The organism is Pseudomonas sp. B21-041 (assembly GCF_024748675.1).
Classification (GTDB): domain Bacteria; phylum Pseudomonadota; class Gammaproteobacteria; order Pseudomonadales; family Pseudomonadaceae; genus Aquipseudomonas; species Aquipseudomonas neuropathica.
In genome coordinates this window covers 3,195,085-3,212,678 of sequence record NZ_CP087175.1, presented here as the reverse complement: position 1 = coordinate 3,212,678, position 17,594 = coordinate 3,195,085, and the positions used below count along the sequence as shown (strand labels likewise).

The 17,594-nt window shown below is 59.0% G+C and carries 17 protein-coding genes; 5 read left to right on the top strand and 12 right to left on the bottom strand.

Translation table 11 applies throughout. From position 1 onward, the window contains the following. The first annotated feature begins 75 nt into the window (after positions 1-75). Positions 76-1,032, top strand: coding sequence for a fimbrial protein (locus LOY43_RS14315; RefSeq protein WP_258708222.1), 957 nt, complete (start codon positions 76-78; stop codon positions 1,030-1,032). A 208-nt stretch (positions 1,033-1,240) separates the two neighbouring features. On the opposite strand, the gene LOY43_RS14310 is transcribed toward LOY43_RS14315, so the two are convergent. The 3 genes from LOY43_RS14310 to LOY43_RS14300 are packed head-to-tail and all read right to left on the bottom strand — an operon-like array spanning position 1,241 to position 4,023. Then, positions 1,241-2,242: an NAD(P)H-quinone oxidoreductase gene (locus tag LOY43_RS14310; protein WP_258708221.1), complete on the bottom strand. Its 1,002-nt coding sequence runs from the start codon at positions 2,240-2,242 to the stop codon at positions 1,241-1,243. Beyond that, positions 2,243-2,575, bottom strand: a complete 333-nt coding sequence (locus LOY43_RS14305) for a carboxymuconolactone decarboxylase family protein (RefSeq protein ID WP_034154073.1) — start codon at positions 2,573-2,575, stop codon at positions 2,243-2,245. An 11-nt stretch (positions 2,576-2,586) separates the two neighbouring features. Next, positions 2,587-4,023 carry an NAD-dependent succinate-semialdehyde dehydrogenase gene (locus tag LOY43_RS14300; RefSeq protein WP_169841580.1) on the bottom strand — a complete coding sequence of 479 codons (1,437 nt, stop codon included), beginning with the start codon at positions 4,021-4,023 and terminating at the stop codon, positions 2,587-2,589. 221 nt (positions 4,024-4,244) lie between these two features. On the opposite strand from LOY43_RS14300, the gene LOY43_RS14295 reads away from it, so the two are divergent. Then, entirely contained in the window at positions 4,245-5,171 is a 927-nt protein-coding gene (locus LOY43_RS14295; protein WP_150729215.1) for a LysR family transcriptional regulator, read from the top strand. Between the two features lie 76 nt (positions 5,172-5,247). Here the strand turns inward: LOY43_RS14295 and LOY43_RS14290 are convergent, their stop codons facing one another. From LOY43_RS14290 to LOY43_RS14265, 6 genes are all read right to left on the bottom strand, one after another. Continuing rightward, positions 5,248-5,499, bottom strand: a complete 252-nt coding sequence (locus LOY43_RS14290) for a DUF2790 domain-containing protein (protein WP_160040049.1) — start codon at positions 5,497-5,499, stop codon at positions 5,248-5,250. Positions 5,500-5,753: 254 nt separating this feature from the next. Continuing rightward, complete coding sequence (locus tag LOY43_RS14285; protein WP_258709909.1) at positions 5,754-6,875, bottom strand: SMP-30/gluconolactonase/LRE family protein; 1,122 nt, start codon at positions 6,873-6,875, stop codon at positions 5,754-5,756. Between the two features lie 123 nt (positions 6,876-6,998). Beyond that, the gene (locus LOY43_RS14280; protein ID WP_258709908.1) at positions 6,999-8,027 is read right to left on the bottom strand and encodes a transketolase family protein; all 1,029 of its coding nucleotides are present in this window, start codon (positions 8,025-8,027) and stop codon (positions 6,999-7,001) included. Next, entirely contained in the window at positions 8,024-8,872 is an 849-nt protein-coding gene (locus LOY43_RS14275; RefSeq protein WP_186615155.1) for a transketolase, read from the bottom strand. Before LOY43_RS14275 ends, LOY43_RS14280 begins: the two co-directional genes overlap by 4 nt. Before the next feature lie 17 nt (positions 8,873-8,889). After that, the gene (locus tag LOY43_RS14270; RefSeq protein WP_016984522.1) at positions 8,890-10,188 is read right to left on the bottom strand and encodes an MFS transporter; all 1,299 of its coding nucleotides are present in this window, start codon (positions 10,186-10,188) and stop codon (positions 8,890-8,892) included. Positions 10,189-10,288: 100 nt separating this feature from the next. Continuing rightward, a complete protein-coding gene (locus LOY43_RS14265; RefSeq protein ID WP_016984523.1) occupies positions 10,289-11,038 on the bottom strand; it encodes an SDR family NAD(P)-dependent oxidoreductase in 750 nt (249 codons plus the stop codon). Between the two features lie 198 nt (positions 11,039-11,236). On the opposite strand from LOY43_RS14265, the gene LOY43_RS14260 reads away from it, so the two are divergent. Further along, positions 11,237-12,151: a LysR substrate-binding domain-containing protein gene (locus LOY43_RS14260; protein WP_016984524.1), complete on the top strand. Its 915-nt coding sequence runs from the start codon at positions 11,237-11,239 to the stop codon at positions 12,149-12,151. A gap of 38 nt (positions 12,152-12,189) precedes the next feature. Here the strand turns inward: LOY43_RS14260 and LOY43_RS14255 are convergent, their stop codons facing one another. After that, entirely contained in the window at positions 12,190-12,792 is a 603-nt protein-coding gene (locus LOY43_RS14255) for an XRE family transcriptional regulator (RefSeq protein WP_180697804.1), read from the bottom strand. A gap of 157 nt (positions 12,793-12,949) precedes the next feature. On the opposite strand from LOY43_RS14255, the gene LOY43_RS14250 reads away from it, so the two are divergent. Then, positions 12,950-13,645 (top strand): B3/4 domain-containing protein, encoded by a 696-nt coding sequence (locus LOY43_RS14250; RefSeq protein ID WP_258709907.1) that lies wholly within the window; start codon positions 12,950-12,952, stop codon positions 13,643-13,645. 111 nt (positions 13,646-13,756) lie between these two features. Here LOY43_RS14250 and LOY43_RS14245 read toward each other — a convergent pair whose 3' ends face one another. Beyond that, positions 13,757-14,890: an alanine--glyoxylate aminotransferase family protein gene (locus LOY43_RS14245; RefSeq protein ID WP_258709906.1), complete on the bottom strand. Its 1,134-nt coding sequence runs from the start codon at positions 14,888-14,890 to the stop codon at positions 13,757-13,759. A 158-nt stretch (positions 14,891-15,048) separates the two neighbouring features. On the opposite strand from LOY43_RS14245, the gene LOY43_RS14240 reads away from it, so the two are divergent. Then, positions 15,049-16,164: an aromatic ring-hydroxylating dioxygenase subunit alpha gene (locus tag LOY43_RS14240; RefSeq protein WP_258709905.1), complete on the top strand. Its 1,116-nt coding sequence runs from the start codon at positions 15,049-15,051 to the stop codon at positions 16,162-16,164. Between the two features lie 42 nt (positions 16,165-16,206). Here the strand turns inward: LOY43_RS14240 and LOY43_RS14235 are convergent, their stop codons facing one another. Further along, positions 16,207-17,505 (bottom strand): MFS transporter, encoded by a 1,299-nt coding sequence (locus LOY43_RS14235; RefSeq protein ID WP_095048975.1) that lies wholly within the window; start codon positions 17,503-17,505, stop codon positions 16,207-16,209. Between the last annotated feature and the right edge of the window lie 89 nt (positions 17,506-17,594).

The following is a 17,594-nucleotide window of genomic DNA, read 5'->3' as shown; positions in this document are numbered from 1 at the left end:
TGCAGCCGATTAAATATTCGCGCCATCGTCAATCATTCAGTTGTTTGCATGCAATGCAGAGTCAGAGAGAGTGCTATGAAGTTATCCCGTATATCAATTGTCGGACTCTTGTATATGCTGTCGTCAAATACAATGGCGGCGGTATGCGAATTTTATCCCGACAATTCCATGGGCGACCTCCGAGTTGTCCTTCCGGCCACGATCTCGGTGCCGCGGGACACGCCGAACGGCACGGTTATCTATGAAAGCCCAATCGTGACCCTGGGAGCCATTCCCAGTTCGTTCAGGTGCTCTGCGGTACACAATGAAGGTGTTCGCAATTCTGTGGGCGTCACCCAATCAGGCGCGCAGATTTTTCCTGTTGGAAATACCGGGATCGGCTGGCAATGGATTCGACCGCCATCGGGCAAAGCATGGAAAGGCTTTCCGGGAGACACCGACGTTGCTGGCGGTTGGGGGTGGAATGGCACTCAGCACATCTTGCGTCTTGTAAAGACGGGTGAGATTTCCGGTAGTGCGACGATACCCTCAGGCCAATTGGGGAAATTTGTCGCCGCTGAAATCGAGCCTCTGGCAATGAATACAAATGGCACGCGGGTCGTCTCACAGTCTTGCGAAACACCCGATGTGAAAGTTGATATGGGTAGTTATAACTTGAGCGATTTCCCGAAGAACGGTGCCTTTGCCAAGGAGCAATACTTTTTTCTCAGTATGAAAAACTGTCCTACCGGAATAAACAACTTCCGCTACTCCTTTTCGCCCACTGCGGGCAGCCCTGCGTGGGACGCTAATACTGGCATGGTAAATCTGAACAGTAGCTCCACTGCCAAAGGTTTGGCATTGCAGATGCGCTTCAGAGACGGGAAGCCACTCAAGCTGAATCAGAACTACATAATGAAAGCGCCTACATCGGAAGGCGGGAATGCAGCTGTAGACCTGCAAGCGCGCTTCGTGCGCATTGAACCTTCCAATGCGCAAATGAAGGCGGGCGATGCCAATGCCGAAATTGCCTTTGTCGTTGAGTATCTATGAGGCCAACAGCTTCTTTACCTTAGCCACAATCATCGCAATGTCGAAAAGCATGGCCAGGCCCACGTCGAACTTTCAAAAAAAGGCATGAGAAGCGGGTTGTCAACAATACGGAACAGGTCGACTAAGCACGAACACTATGCATGTCAATGCATAAGCGGAAAGCGGTGCCCATCAAGTGCACCGTTGTTAATCGACCATTCGACCCGTTTTAAATCAAGTCCTCGGGCTGCATGGTCAAAATGATTTTCCCGACGTTTTCGGAAGACTCCATCCGCCTATGCGCATCGGAAGCCCGTGAGAGCGCAAACGTGCTATCGACGACCGGTTCAAGGCTTCCGGCACCCTCGAAGCGATCAAGCCAGTGCTCGCGGAAACGCTTGATCATGGCGTGCTTCTCCGGTTGCGTGCGCGACTTCATCACCGTGCCGATGATTTGCAGGTGGCGGTAAAGAATGTCCTCCAGCGCCACCGTGACGTTGCCGCCACCGCCGAGAATTCCCACCTGAACCAAGCGACCGCCGCGTGCAAGGGACGCGATGTTGCGGGCGAAGTAGGGCTCACCGATAAAATCGATGATCACATCGACGCCACGACCCTGGGTTTTGTCGGCGATCACCTCAGCGAAATCCTGGGTCTTGTAGTCGATCGCCACGTCTGCGCCCAAATGCTCGACACGCGCCAACTTGCTGCCTTCGGTGGTCGCATACACCGTGGCGCCGGTGGCGTAAGCCAACTGCACCGCAGCAGATCCGACGCCGCCGGCGGCCGCATGAATCAGCACCGAATCGCCGGCCTTGAGCCGGGCCAGGTGCATCATCGCTTCATGGGCCGTGACGAAGACCTCGGGAATGGCCGCCGCGTGTACATAATCAAGCTGCGCAGGGATGTGCATGGCCATGCGGTAATCGATGCGTGCCCGCTCGGCGTAGGCGCCGCCGCCGACCACACCCATGACGCGATCTCCGACCTCGAACCCTGTCACCGCGTTACCTTTGCCGATCACTTCGCCGGCGATTTCCAAGCCGATGATCAGCGAGTCGCCGAAACCCGGATGGCCGTAGCCACCGGTCCGGTGCGTCAGATCCGCTCGGTTCACTCCGGCGGCATAGACACGTACCAGCAGGTCGTCAGGACGGACTTCAGGATCGGCGACCTCGACGAGTTCGAGGACGTCTGGCGCACCAAATTCTCTGATGTTGATGGCTTTCATTCAGTTGTTCTCCGTTTCGCTGAACGTGGCGTTGGCGATAGCAGACGCAGTGATGGCGCCAGGGAAGCCCACATAGAAAGCCAGGTGCGTGATCGCTGCCGCCAGTTCGTCTTGGGTTACACCGTTGCCAGCCGCGCGGCGTAAGTGGGCAGGCAACTCTTCCGAGTGACCAGCGGCTATCAATGCCGCCACGGTGATCAGGCTACGGTCGCGCGGGGACAGCGCCGGGTCACTCCAGATTTGCGGATAAAGCGTCGAGTCGACGAATTGCGACAGCTTTGGCGTGAACGCGCGCGCGGCTTCGCGAGGACTGCTGAAATTGAGCTTGGACATGGGCGAGTTCCTTAAACCTGGCTGATGAATTTGTGGGTCAGATAGTGCTCGATGCCTTCAATGCCGCCTTCGGAGCCGTGACCGCTTTCTTTCATGCCGCCGAACGGGAGCTCGGTCGCGACGATGCGGTATTGGTTGATGCCGATCATCCCGGCCTCTAATCCGTCGGCGACGTCAATGGCCGTGCGCGCGCTGGAGGTGAACGCGTAGGCCGAGAGTCCGTAGGGCAGGCGGTTGGCTTCTTGCAGTCCATCGGCCAGTTCATCGAACGGCATCAGCACGGCGATGGGGCCGAAGGGTTCTTCGTGCATGACGCGGGCGTTCATCGGCACATCTGCCAGAACGGTGGGCTGGAAGAAGTAGCCCTCGCCTGACAAGGCTTCGCCACCGACCAATACCCGTGCACCTTTTTCGACGGCATCGGCGACCAGTTCCTCCATTTTTGCCAATTGCCTTGGGTTGGCCAGAGGGCCGACCTGAGTATCCGGATGCAGGCCGTCACCGATTCTCAGGGCTTGGACCGCCGCGACAAAGTGATCGACAAAGGCTTGATAGGCGCCACGCTGGATCAGAAACCGAGTGGATGAAATGCACACCTGCCCGGTGCCGCGAAAGCGGTTGGCGACGCCCTCAACGGCGGCTTTTTCAATGTCGGCATCTTCGAACACCAGCACCGGTCCGTGCCCACCGAGTTCAAGGGTGATGGGCTTCACGCCTTCGGCAGCGCGTGCAGACAGCAGACGACCGATGGGCACCGAGCCGGTGAAGGTCACCTTGCGAATGATCGGCGAGGCGATCAGATGGCTGGAGACTTGATCCGGTACGCCGAAGACCACTTGCAGCACACCCTTGGGCAATCCTGCATCGTCGAGTGCACGCGCCAGGGCCAGTGCTGTGGAGGGACTTTCCTCACCCGGTTTGAGGATGACGCTGCAACCGGCGGCCAGTGCTGCCGAGAGCTTGCGTGCCGGGGTGATGGCCGGGAAATTCCACGGTGTGAATGCGGCCACTGGGCCGATGGCCTGGCGTTTGACCAGTTGCAGCACGCCTGGACGGTTGGCCGGGACCACCCGGCCATCGATACGCCGGGCGCTTTCGGCGAACCATTCGAAATACTCCGCCGCACGGGTCACTTCATCCAGGCTTTCATTCAGCGGCTTGCCTTCCTCCAGGGTCATCTGCGCGGCGATCTGCGGTGCACGCTCGAGGATCAGGTCGGCGGCACGCTTGAGGATTTTTGCGCGTTGGTCAGGCACGGTCTGGCGCCATTGCTCGAAGCTCAGGCGAGTCACTTCCAAGGCATGATCAAGGTCGCCTGCGGTGGCGAGTGGGACGCGGCCGATTTCCCGGCCGGTTGCCGGGTTGAAGACGGCGGCAGTATCGCGCCCTTCGGCACTGATCCATTCACCACCGATGAAAAGATAAAGCGGGTCGTAGGAGGTTTTCATGATGTGCCCTTCAGTTGGTTGTCAGAGATTCGTAAGAAACCCGGCGCCTGTTCAGGCGGCCTGTGCAACCAAGTCTATGGAAGGAGGGCCCATTGATTTAGACGGGCCAAAGGGAATCATTGTTGTCGCCAGAGGTAATATCGAGTGTCGAGCCGAACGTGTAGCATCCGGAAAAAATGCGCGTTATCACGGGTGAGCGTCAGATCTACAGGAAGGTCGCGATGGATAAGCTTTCGAACATGTCGGTGTACATAAAGGTTGTCGAGATGGGCAGTTTCACGGCCGTGGCCAATCATCTGGATTCCACCGTCGGTAACGTCTCGCGTGCTGTATCGGCGCTGGAAAACGTGCTCGACGCACGCCTGTTGCAACGCTCGACCCGACGCCTGTCGGTCACCGATGCCGGGCGACGGTTTTATGAGCGCTGCACGAAAATCCTCGCTGATCTGGAGAGTGCCGAAGCCGAAGCCAGCAATGCCGCGCTGGAGCCTCGGGGAACACTGCGGGTGCATTGCGTTCCTGGGCTGGCCCGGCATCTGGTCACGGGGGCGGTGCTGGAGTACCGCCAGCAATTCCCGGAGGTGACGGTGGATTTATTGCTCTCGCAACGCATGCCTAACCTGTTGGAAGACCAACTTGACGTCTCGATTCTGATCGCCCGCGCGCTCCCCGATTCGGCGTATGTCAGCCAGAAGATCGGCGTCAGCCATTGTGTGTTGGCGGCGTCGCCGGATTACCTGGCTAGGCATGCGGCCCCGGAAACACCTGAAGACCTGCGGGATCACCAGTGTCTGTTGTTGGGTACCGTGGACTATGTCCGGGATGAGTGGCAACTCAAAAGCAAGGCGGGGGACGCGACATTTGTCCCGACAGGGCCAAGTTTCAGCGTTAACGATATGGATGCGATGGCACATGCCATTCGAGAGGGCGCGGGGATTGGCTTGCTGGCCGGGTTTACGGCCATCGACGATTTGCGTTCCGGCAAGCTAGTGCGGGTTTTGCCTGACTACCATACCTATGAGCGTAACGTGTACGCCGTCTATACCTCTCGGCAGTTTGTCGATGCAAAAATCACCCGGTTTATTGAAACGCTGAAAGATCGGGTTGGCAGTCAGCTGGCAGCCACGGCCAAAGAACTGATCGATTGAAATACTGCGGAGCAAAAAGGTATTTGCGCCTCGATGAGACCACTCTCCGAGGCGCAATGATCGGCGAACAGCTGACCTAGCCCTGGCTGCAACGGCCCATGACGTTATAGGTCAGTACATGGCGTTTGCCTTGCGAATCCTGGTAGGTCATGTGCGTCGGTACCACTGCGCAAACATCCGGCACCGGGTCTTCAGAGATGACCTTGGCGACATCCAGGTGGGTACCGTAGCGATATTGCTCGACCTGTTTAGTCGTTGCAGAACCTTCCTGCGCTGCTACCACAGAGCTGAAGCCCAACAGTGCGACGATGATCATTGCCGTTTTCATGATGTGATTTCCTAAAGTAAGTGTGATGTTGCTGGCAGGACGAACTTTAGGCTTGAGGGTTTTGCGCAAACAGGCGTGAATCTGGGAAAGACTTTTATCAATTTCGAACACAATCTTGGGGTGTCTGACGCTAGGGCGTTTCACAGGGGCCGGCGAGGCGGGATGGTAACCGGGCTTGAATGCCGCGCACCCTTGGATGCGCGGCAGACTATCGTTTCGATACTCACGAAACTGTCGCGAGACGAACCTGGCTTTTACAACGCAAACGTAGTCCCCCGAGTATTCACAAACAGCGAATAGATCGAGTGACTGCTGGCCATGAACAGCCGATTCCCTTCGCGCCCGCCAAAGCACAAATTCGGGCAACGCTCTGGCAGCGATATGTGCCCGATGGCCTTGCCCTGCGGATTGAAAACGCGCACGCCGTCGAGTTTTTCCAGGTCGGCCTTGGGATCACCATTGCCGCCCCAGCCGCACCACAGGTTGCCGGCTTCGTCGCATTTGATGCCGTCGATGGCGGCATAGTCCAGCCCTTCGATGTGCTTGCGGCGCTCGCCGAGTGTGCCGTCGTCCTTCACGGCGATTGCCCAGATCAGGCGATTGGGCTTGGCGCGACCTTCGACGACGTACAGGGTTTTTTCATCAGGCGAAAAGCACAGGCCGTTGGGGCCGTTGAGGTCGTCGATGACCCGCGTGACCTTTTTGCTCTCGCCGTCGATGCGGTACACGGCGTGGGGTTGGCTCGGAGTGATCTTGTGGCCTTCGTAGTTGTTGCTGGTCTGGAAGGGCGGGTCGGTGAACCAGATCGATCCGTCACTTTTGCAGACGATGTCGTTGGGCGAGTTGAAGGGCTTGCCGTCGAAGCTGTCGGCCAGCACGGTGATCGTGCCATTGGCTTCGGTGCGCGTGACGCGCCGGCCTTCGCTGGTGGTGGTGGAGCCTTCGCAGACGATCAGACGTCCTTGGCGATCCCGGCACATGCCGTTGGAAAAGTTCGAGTGTTCGCGGTACACGCTGAAGGTGTCGGTTATTTCATCCCAGCGCATGATGCGATTATTTGGGATGTCGCTGACCAGCAAATAGCGGCCATCACCGACCCAGACCGGACCTTCGGCCCAGCGCATACCGGTGGCAAGTTTTTCAACACTGGCGTTGAAAATACGCAGATCGAGGAAGCTATCGTCGAGGATGTGAATCAGCGGATCAGGGTAGCGCTGACTCAAGGGTTCGGCGGCTTCGGCGATCCGCGTCAGTGCGGTGCTGCCAACGGTGGCGAGCGTGGCGGAAACGGCGAGGGACTTTTTCAGGAAGCTGCGGCGGGTGTTGCCTTGCGCTTGGTTGAAGCTCTCAGGTTTGGCGGACAGGCGTGAGTCCATGTAGCGATCTCCGTGGTTTTATTTTTTTTGTGGGAGACGTAGTAATACCTTGTGATAGGACATCGTACAAGTTGTTCGTTGTCTGCGAGTTGTAGGGCGCTTGTCCATAAGCGCCCTGATCGGTCAGCGGTCCAGCCAGAGCTTGATCTGCGCGCAGACGGCCTGGGTAGAAATGCCGTAACGATCATGCAGTGTCGGCAAAGCACCCGCGTCCAGAAACGCGTCCGGCAAGGCGATCTGCCTGAACGCTGGCGTGACCCCGTTACGCAGCAGCACACCAGCGACGGCCTCACCGAGACCACCAATAATCGAGCTGTTTTCTGCGGTGACCACCAAACGACCTGATTTGCGTGCTTCGGCAAGAATGGCTTGCTCATCCAGCGGCTTTATCGTCGGTACGTGCAGTACGGCGACATCCAAGCCATCGGCTTGCAGTTCCTTGGCGGCTTCCAGTGCACGCATGGTCATCAGGCCGGTGGAGATGATCAGCACATCGTTACCGGTGCGCAGGGTTTTGGCTTTGCCGATCTCGAACTGATAGCCGTACTCGTCGAGCACCAGCGGTACGTTGCCGCGCAGCAAGCGCATGTACACAGGCCCTTGATGCGCGGCGATCGCTGGTACGGCCTGTTCGATTTCCAGGGCATCGCAGGGGTCGACAATCATCAGGTTGGGCATGGCACGGAAGATGGCCAGGTCATCGGTGGCCTGGTGGCTGGGGCCGTATCCGGTGGTTAGACCGGGCAGGCCGCAGACGATTTTGACGTTGAGGTTTTCCTCGGCGATGGCCATGCAGATGAAGTCATAGGCACGCCGCGAAGCAAACACCGCATAGGTCGTGGCAAAGGGGACGAAGCCTTCACGGGCCATGCCCGCGGCTGCACTCATCAGCAGTTGTTCGGCCATGCCCATTTGATAGAAACGGTCCGGGTGGGCCTTGGCGAAGATGTGCAGGTCGGTGTATTTGGACAGGTCGGCGGACAGGCCGACGATGTCCTGGCGTTGATCAGCCAGCGCCGCCAGCGCATGACCGAAAGGCGCGGCTTTGGTGGCTTGGCCCTCAGAAGCGATGGACGCGATCATCGCCGACGTGGTCAGGCGTTTCTTGCTCGGCTCGGCAGTCGGCATGGGTGTGTTCACGGCGTTGTTCATTGGTTTTTTCCTTCTTCAAGATTGCGCAGCGCCAGGTCCCATTCGTGCTCTTCCACACGGATGAAGTGGGTTTTCTCGCGGGTTTCCAGGAAGGGCACGCCTTTGCCCATTTTGGTGTCGCAGATGATCACTCGTGGTTGGCTGCCGGAATGATTACGCGCGGCATCGAATGCGCTGACCAGCGCCTCCAGATCATTGCCGTCGACGCGCTGGGTGAACCAGCCAAACGCCTGCCAGCGATCGACGATGGGTTCGAACGAAAGGATTTCACTGGAGTGACCGTCAGCTTGCTGGTTGTTGACGTCGACGATGGCGATCAGGTTGTCGAGCTTCCAGTGCGAAGCCGACATGACCGCTTCCCACGTCGAGCCTTCGTTCAACTCGCCATCGGACAGCAGGTTGTAGACGAAGGAGGGCGAATCTTTGCGCTTGAGTCCCAGGCAGGCGCCGACCGCGATGCCCAAGCCTTGGCCCAGCGAGCCGCCGGTGATTTCCATGCCCGGGGTGTAGGCGGCCATGCCCGACATCGGCAGGCGACTGTCGTCCGAGCCGTAGGTTTCCAGCTCTTCGAGCGGGATGATCTCGGCTTCGATCAGCGCTGCGTACAGCGCAATGGCGTAGTGACCGATGGAGAGGTAGAAGCGATCGCGCTGCTCCCATTCAGGGTCTGCGGGGCGATGATTCATCGCATGAAAGTAAGACACCGCCAGCAGATCGGCAGCGCCGAGAGCCTGGCCGACGTAGCCCTGACCCTGGACCTGGCCCATGCGCAACGCATGGCGGCGAATGTTGTGCGCGCGCTCTGTCAGGCTCAGGGATGCAGCGTGTGAAAGATTAGTCGTCATGATGAAACTCCATTAACTCAACGATTGACCAGGGCGGCGGGAATGCGCAGGACCAGACTGGCGCCGAGGAACAGCACCCCCGTAATCAGGTACATGCCGATGGCGCTGGAGCCGGTCAGGGTGGTGATCCAGCCGATCAGATAAGGCGAGCAAAACCCGGCGAGATTGGCGAAGCTGTTGACCGCAGCGATGCCGGCGGCGGCAGACACCCCGCCGAGCAGCGTGGTGGGCAGCATCCAGAACAGCGACGTTGCGGACAAAATGCCGGAAGCGGCCAGGCACAGACTGAGGATCGACAGCGTTGAGTTGCCGCCCATCATCGCCGCTAGGCTTAAACCGATCGCACCGGCAATCATCGGCACGATGAGGTGCCAGCGGCGTTCGCGATGTTTGTCACCACTGCGGCCCACCAACAACATCGCGACGATGGCGCACAGGTAGGGCAGGCTGGTCATGAAACCGATGTGCAGCGGGTCGGAAACCCCCGCATTGCGCACCAGTGTGGGCAGCCAGAAGGTGATTGCGTACTGGCCCATGACCACGCAGAAGTAGATGGCCGCCAGCAGCCACAGACGGCGATCGCGAATGAACTCGCCAACCGAGGCGTGGGTGACTTTTTGCTGATCGTCTTCGGCCAGTTCGCGGGTGATCAAGGCTTTTTCTTCGTCATTCAGCCAAGTGGCCTGATGCACGCCGTCTTTCAGATAGCTCAGCACCAGCAGCCCGACGATGACGGTCGGTACCGCCTCCAGAACGAACATCCACTGCCAGCCGGCCCAACCGTGCACGCCGGCAAAGTGGTTCATGATCCAGCCGGACAGCGGACCACCGACCATGCCTGACAGCGGAATGGCGATGAACCACAGCACCGTCATGCGTGCCCGACGGTAGGACGGAAACCAGTAGGTGAGGTAGAGCAACAGGCCCGGCGCCAGACCGGCTTCGGCAATCCCCAGCAGAAAGCGCAACGCATAGAATTGCCACGCGGTTTCGACGAAGGCGAACAGCGCGGAGACGATGCCCCAGGTGATCATGATCCGCGCGATCCACACGCGCGCACCGACCTTGTGCAGGATGATGTTGCTCGGCACTTCGCAGAGGAAATAGCCGATGAAGAACACGCCGGCGCCCAATCCGTAGACCGTTTCGCTGAGGGCCAGATCGTTCATCATTTGCAGCTTGGCGAAGCCGACGTTGACCCGATCCAGATAGGCGCACAAATAGCACAGCATCAAGAACGGCATCAGGCGCCAGGCCGTTTTGCGATAGGCAGAGGAGCGCACGGTCGAAACCGCTTCGAGCGACAGGGTAGTCATGATGGTCTGATCTCTTGTTTTTATTGACCGCCAGGCCATCAGGCCCGGCTGCATCATCGATCCAGAACCGCACGGGCCGCACAGGCCCGCCCAGAAGTACTCAGTGAATCAGCATGCCGCCGTTCACATCCAAGGTGATGCCAGTCAGATAAGAGGATAAGTCGCTGGCGAGAAACAGCGCAGCGTTGGCGACGTCTTGCGCCTCACCCAAGCGACCCAGCGGAATGCCGTCGATGATGGCGTGACGGCGCTCATCCTGCATCAGGCCGCCGGTAATGTCGGTGTGGATCAGGCCCGGCGCGATGGAGTTGACGCGAATGTTGTCGGGGCCCAGTTCCCGCGCCATGGCTTTACCCAGACCCAGCACACCGGCCTTGGCCGCGCTGTAATGCGGGCCACCGAAAATGCCGCCACCGCGTTGGGCTGACACGGACGACATGCAGACGATGCTGCCGCTGGCCTGTTGACGCATAAGCGGAATCACCGCTTGGGACATGAGCAGGGTGCCGCGCAGGCTGACGTCCAGCACCTTGTCATAGTCCGAAGGACGAATGTCGAGGGTTTTGAGTGGCTGGGTGATGCCGGCGTTGTTGACGAGGATATCAATACGACCGAAGTGCTCGATGATGGTGGCAACGGCTTGCTGAACCTGTGCATCGTCCGCGACGTTAGCCGCCAGTCCCAGGTGACCTTCGCCCAACGATGCGGCGGCGTCACGCGCTGCGGAGGCATCCAGATCGAGAATGACGACACGTGCGCCTTGTTGTGCGAACGTCGTCGCAGTAGCGCGGCCGATGCCACGGGCAGATGCGGCACCGGTGATGATTGCGACTTTGCCTTGGAGAAGCATGGAGGTGTTCCTCTAATTGTTTTTATGGGTTCGGTCCGCAAAGAACCGATGACTCAGCTTGTCCTCCAGACCGGCCCTGAGCAATAACGCAAACTTCACTGGGTGCTGAAAAAAATTCAGCACTCGCCAGCGCTGTCTGCCAATGCTTGAATAGCCATAAGCCCGGCCCAAGCCACTTGCAGCGGAAAAACAATCATCATGAGTTCATCTGGCGATGCACCTGCGACCCTGCCACCCCTGAAAGCCATTCAGGCCTTTGAGCAAACGGCGCGCTTCGGCAACGTTGCCCGCGCCGCCGAATTGCTGGACTTGACCCCGTCAGCGGTCAGTCACCAGTTGGCCAAGCTGGAGGCGATGATCGGGCGTCAGCTATTTCTCAGAACAGCCAGAGGCGTGACACTGACTCCAGTGGGCGAGCAATACCTGACTGAAGTGTCCGGCATCCTGCACAGCCTGGCGGTGGCGACAGAGCGTGCCGCCAGCGATGTCAGCCTCGATTGCCTGCGGTTGCACTCGTCGCCCAGCTTCGGGCTGCTGTGGCTGATGCCGCGGCTGGAACAGTTCCGCCAGAGTCATCCCGACATCCAGCTCAATCTGTCGTGTTCTTACGAATCACTGCATTTCAGTCGCGACAAGATCGATGTCGACATCCGTCACGGCATGCCCAATTGGCCAAGTTTCGAAGTCCGTACGGTGCGCAATGAAAAGATCGCGGTTCTGGCGTCACCGAAACTGCTGCAGCAGCGCCCGATCCGCACAGTCGCGGATCTGCTCGACTGCAATCTGATCCTGTCGGAAGCGACGCTGATCAAGTGGCCGCAGCTGTTTGCTCAACATGGCCTGTCGCGCCCTGAAAAACCCTATTCACTCAGCTTTGACCGCTCCTACATGACATTGGAGGCGGCCAGCCACGGTCTTGGGTTTGCGTTGGAAAGCACGTTGCTTGCGCAGGATTATCTGGCGCGCGGCGCGTTAGTCGAAGTGACGCCAGGCTTGAGTGCCCCGATCACCGCACACCACCTGGTGTTCCCGAGAGCGCATGCCGGCTTTCCTCGGGTCAGGCGATTTCTGGAGTGGATGCAGAATGAGCTGGGGCACGACTTCAACTACTGACGGTTATGTCGGGAAGCCTGTGCCCGAATGTCGGGTATCTACTGATGTATCTCGGTCACGGACATGGTGAACACCAATTTGGATCTGCCCGCGTTGGAATAGGAGTGAGGTACATCGGTTTTCGCCACTGCCGAACTCCCGGCAGGAATGATCAGCTCTGTTTCCCCGATCATGCATTTCAACGTGCCTTTCTCTACATGGAACAGTTCAAGCGTGCCTTGAGGGTGCCCCGGTGAAGCGAACGATTCGCCTGGATGCATTTCCCAGCGCCATAACTCGATCATGTTCGGGCCGGACGTTCCTGCAAGAAGTCGCGCGGTCCCTCCAAGGTCACCGGTCCAGAGCGTAGGGATATCCTGGCTTTCGATGATATGGGCAGAGGGTGCCTCGGTCACATTGACGATGTCGGCAACCGACAGGCCGAGCGCGGCTGCGATTTTGCAAAGAATGCCGATACTGGGATTCGCGGTGCATTTTTCTATTTCAACGACCATTCCTTTGCTCACGCCTGAGCGCCGAGAAAGCTCGTCCAGCGTAATTTTCTGTGCCTTGCGGGCTTGTTTGAGTGTGCGTGCGACGGCCAGGCTGACGGCTTGAGCATCAGCACCCGGGGTAGTCGACAAACTGGCATTCATGGTCATTGATCAGGTTCATGAAAAAAGTGCTGGAATTTTCGGCCCTTAACGATCGTGGCGTCAATCGACTCACCCACTGAAGCGGAACATGGCGGTCATTATATTGACTAAATCGGTCATCGATAGATAGCATGAAACACCATTTGAATCCTGGAGGTTTTTGATGCTGTCCGTACTGCCGTTGATCGATCCAGCCGTTGCAGAACTGGCTCCGGAGTTCCGGGCCCTGAGCATTGTGGTGGAAGCTGCACCACTCACTCGTCCTGAAGTTGCTCGGGCCGCCCTGGATCATGCTTGCAAGGCTGTGCAGGCAGGTGGTCCAAGCTGGGGAGACGCTCACCTTGCCGCCTGGGCCGACGCCTTCAGAAAGTTCGGGGCCAAGCCGCAGCGCACGCCTTGTTCAGCCGAAGCGTTGCGTAAAAGGGTTTTACGTGACGGGACCTTGCCGAGCCTCGATCCCATCGTCGATCTCTACAACGCCATCAGCATCGAGTACGCCATTCCGGTGGGCGGGGAAAACATAGACGCCTATGCCGGCTCTCCGCGTCTTGTCGTCGCCGATGGCACCGAGCCGTTTGACACGATGAAAGAGGGCGTTCCTGCTGTCGAGTATCCTGATGCCGGCGAAGTTGTCTGGCGCGATGAGAAAGGCGTGACCTGCCGCCGCTGGAATTGGCGACAAGGTGTCAGAACCCGTCTCGGTGCCGATGCGCAGAACATGTGGTTCATTCTCGAGAGTTTGCCAGCGATGCCGCTTGAAGCCTTGACTGAAGCCGGGGACAAGCTGATCGCAGGTTTGCAGCAAATGATGCCCGGCGTGCAGATTGAAAGCTCGCTGATTGGCCCCGGGGCCAAATAGTCGCCAGACCACTGAACATAATGATGAGCCGCCTCGCTGGAAGAAGGGCACACGTCGGGATGCCGTTCTTGAGTTCAAAGGTTCGGAATTTGCTGCGGGCACCATTGGGTCTTAGCCAACCATCACCTCATCCAATGCCTGCTCAAGCATGCTGACCGTGCGCTCGATATTCTGCAGCTTCTCGAGCCCGAACAGCCCGAGGCGGAAGGTCTGGAAGTCCGCCGGTTCATCGCATTGCAACGGCACGCCCGCGGCTATCTGCAGGCCGTGCTGGGCAAATTTCTTGCCGTTCTTGATATCCGCATCATCGGTGTAGCTCACCACCACGCCCGGGGCCTGAAAGCCGGCTGCGGCGACGCTTTTGAAACCTCTGCCGGTCAACAGGACGCGCACCCGATCGCCCAGCGCCTGTTGTTCATCGCGGATCTTGTCGAAGCCGTACACTTGCGTCTCTTTCATCACGTCGTTGAACCGCGCGAGGGAATCGCTGGGCATGGTCGCGTGATAGGCATGTCCGCCCTGTTCGTAGGCCTGCATGATCTGCAGCCACTTTTTCAGGTCGCAGGCGAAGCTGCTGCTTTGCGTCTGTTCGATACGCTCGAGCGCCGCAGCACTGAACATCACCAGGGCGCAGCAAGGGGAGGCGCTCCAGCCTTTCTGCGGGGCGCTGATCAGCAGGTCGACGGCGCATTGGTGCATATCCACCCAAATCGTGCCGGAGGCGATGCAGTCCAGCACAAACAGCCCGCCCACTGCATGCACGGCGTCGCCGACTGCCCGCAGGTACTCGTCGGGCAGGAGGATCCCGGATGAAGTTTCAACGTGGGGCGCGAAGACCACCTGCGGTTTCTGTGCGGCGATGGCTGCCAGCACTTCGTCCAGTGGCGGCGGGGCGTAGGCTGCCTGGCGACCCGTCTCGATCGGCCGGGCTTTGAGCACCGTGGTGGCCGCCGGGATATTGCCCATATCAAGGATCTGGCTCCAGCGATAACTGAACCAGCCGTTGCGTATCACCAGGCACTGTTGGCCGGTGGCGAACTGCCGCGCCACCGCTTCCATGCCGAACGTGCCGCTGCCCGGAACCACCGCCACCGCTTCGGCGTGGTAGACCTGTTTCAGGGTCGTGGAAATGTTCTTCATCACGCCTTGAAAGGACTGCGACATGTGATTGAGCGAGCGGTCGGTGTAGACCACGGAATACTCGACCAATCCCTCGGGATCGATGCTCGGATAGAGCTTGGACATGGTGACTCCTTCGGCAGAGAGGTAAACATCATTGGCAAGCAAGTGTAGGCAAAGGGCACTGGCAAATCACGTTGGCCAAGTGGAGCCCTCTGGTTTAGTTTTGCACTCCAGGGTTTTTCTGATTTGAACTCACCGTACTGACGGATCGCACGCCCCCCATGCTTACAAACCTGTGGTATGTCGTTCTCCCATCGTCACAGCTGACTGATGGACTGATGCCGGTTAAATTGCTCGGACAACCGTTCGTTGCGTTCCGCGATGACGCGGGCGTCGCTCATGTGCTTTCAGATATTTGCGTGCATCGCGGCGGTTCACTGTCAGCCGGCAGCAAGGTCGGCAACAGCGTGCAGTGTCCCTATCACGGCTGGCGGTTTGGCGGTGATGGCGTGTGCACGCAGATACCGGCGCAGCCCGACCTGCGGATTCCCGCCAAGGCCCGCGTCGATGCCTACCCGACACTGGAGCGATACGGCTGGATCTGGGCGTTTTTAGGTGATCTGCCTGAGTCTGAGCGTCCACCCTTGCCGATGCTCGACTGGATCGACGATCCCGCCATCCGCGTGGTCTCGGGTCACTTTGACTGGCAGGCCAGTTGGGACCGGATTATCGAAAACGGTCTGGACTTCGCGCACGCACCGTTTGTCCATGGATCAACCTTCGGCGATCCGGATCATCCCGAGATTGAATCATTCGAAGTCGACAGCGATGCGTGGAGCGGCAGCGCGCAAATGCTTATGCGCAGGCCGGCACGCAAAGGGCTGCTGCGGCGTAAATCCTCCACTGAGTTTGTCAGTGTGGTGACTGTTCCGGGCTTCCATTTGTCGGGCCCATGCACAACGCTGGAACTTGAATTACCGAACGGCTGGCGGATCTACATCGTCTCGGCGCATGTTCCGATTGACGCTAACCGCACGCGCACTTGGTGGATGATGGGAAGAACGTTCCTGCGCACCCGACTGCTGGATCGCAGGTTCATTGCGAGCAATATCCGTATCTTCGAACAAGATCACGCCGTACTGAAAAACGTGCGGCCGGAACGTGTGCCGGACTCTTTTCAGCAGGAGGTTTCGCTGAAATCCGACGCGCTGCAGATTGCCTTTCGCCGAGACGTACAGGCACTGGAACAGCGCGGTTGGCGCATCGATGAAGAGCGTCTTGCGCGTACTTTCACCGGACGCAAGGCCTGCGCGATACCCAGCCCTGAACGTCGTCAGATTCGCGCTTGGGCGATTGAGCCGATTCCGCTCGTGGACATCACCCACGAATCCCAATAGTGGTGCGAGCCAGCCTGCGCTTGGCGCAGACTGGCGCAACCCCTAGCGCGTCTCACATTGCGGCGAAGGCTCGCCGCTCAGTGCATCGACCATCGGCGGATGCTCCTGCACCGCTTGACGCAAGTCTTCAGTCACCCGCAGCTCCGCACCAGTCGGCGAGAACGTCGCTGCCGCCGCAAAAGGTGCGGGATTGGCCGGAACCGGGCGTTTGCCACGGCGCCACAGGAAGAAGGTGACCATGCACAGATTGACCAGCGCAAACACCCAGAACAGACCATTGGCACCGAACGAATTCATCACCGGCGAAATCATCATCGGACTGATCGCCGAGCCCAGCGAGTTGATCAGCAGCAAGCCCTGAATCATCGGCACCAAGGCTTCGGCCGGGGCGCGGTCGGCGGCGTGGCTGACCGCGACCGGGTAAAGCGCGAACACACCACCACCAAGCAGAAACAACATCACCGCGAGCATGGTCGAGGACAACGGCACCAGAACGATCACCAGCGATAGCACCGTGCATGCCACCGTCAGAATGGTCAGCACTTGCAAGCGATCCTTGCGGTCAGACCAGCGCCCGACTGGGTATTGCAGGAGCATCGCGCCGAGAATCGTCCAAGCCATCATGCTGCCGACTTCACCGACATTCAGACCGCTGCGTTGCAGATACAGCGGCAGCAAGGTGTAGATCGCCGCGATGGTCACACCCGAGCCGAAACAGCCGACCAGCCCGGTCGGCGTCACGCCTAGCAGTTGCCGGGGTTTGAGCGGTTCAACCTGATCAAGCAATGGCGATACGCGCGGCAGAATCACGATCGGCAGCACCGACAACGAGGCGAGCATGCCGGCGACCATGAACGGTGCGCTGTCGCTCAACCCGGTGATTTTCCCTAGCGTTGCCTGACCCAGCACACCGGCGCCGTACAAGACGATCATGTACAACGCGAGCAAGCGCCCACGAATCTTCGCGTCGCCCGCCAGCAGCAACCAGCTTTCGATCACCAGAAACACGCCGACCGTGGCCCAGCCGTTGATCAGGCGCAGGGCGAACCAGCCCCAAGTGTCATAGAACAAGCCCTGCAGCAGGATGGTCACGGCGATCAGCGAGGCGAAACTGCCATAGGCGCGGATATGGCCGATGCGCAGAATCAAACGGTCATTGAACACCGCACCCAGGGTCAGGCCGATGAAGTAGGCCGATGAAACGATACCGATCATCGTGGTGGAGGCACCGGCAGCGTCCAGTCGAAGGGTGGTCAGCGACGACATGAAACCGTTGCCCAGCGCAACAATGAACAGCCCGAGCAGGGGCGCCAGCGCCATGGCCAGCAAACGCGGAGACATAAAAACCTCTAGAGGACGAACAGCGCAACGTGCGCCGCTGCGCATGCGATTGCCAAGCCGAAGTGTGTTGTGGTGCAGGCAGACACCGA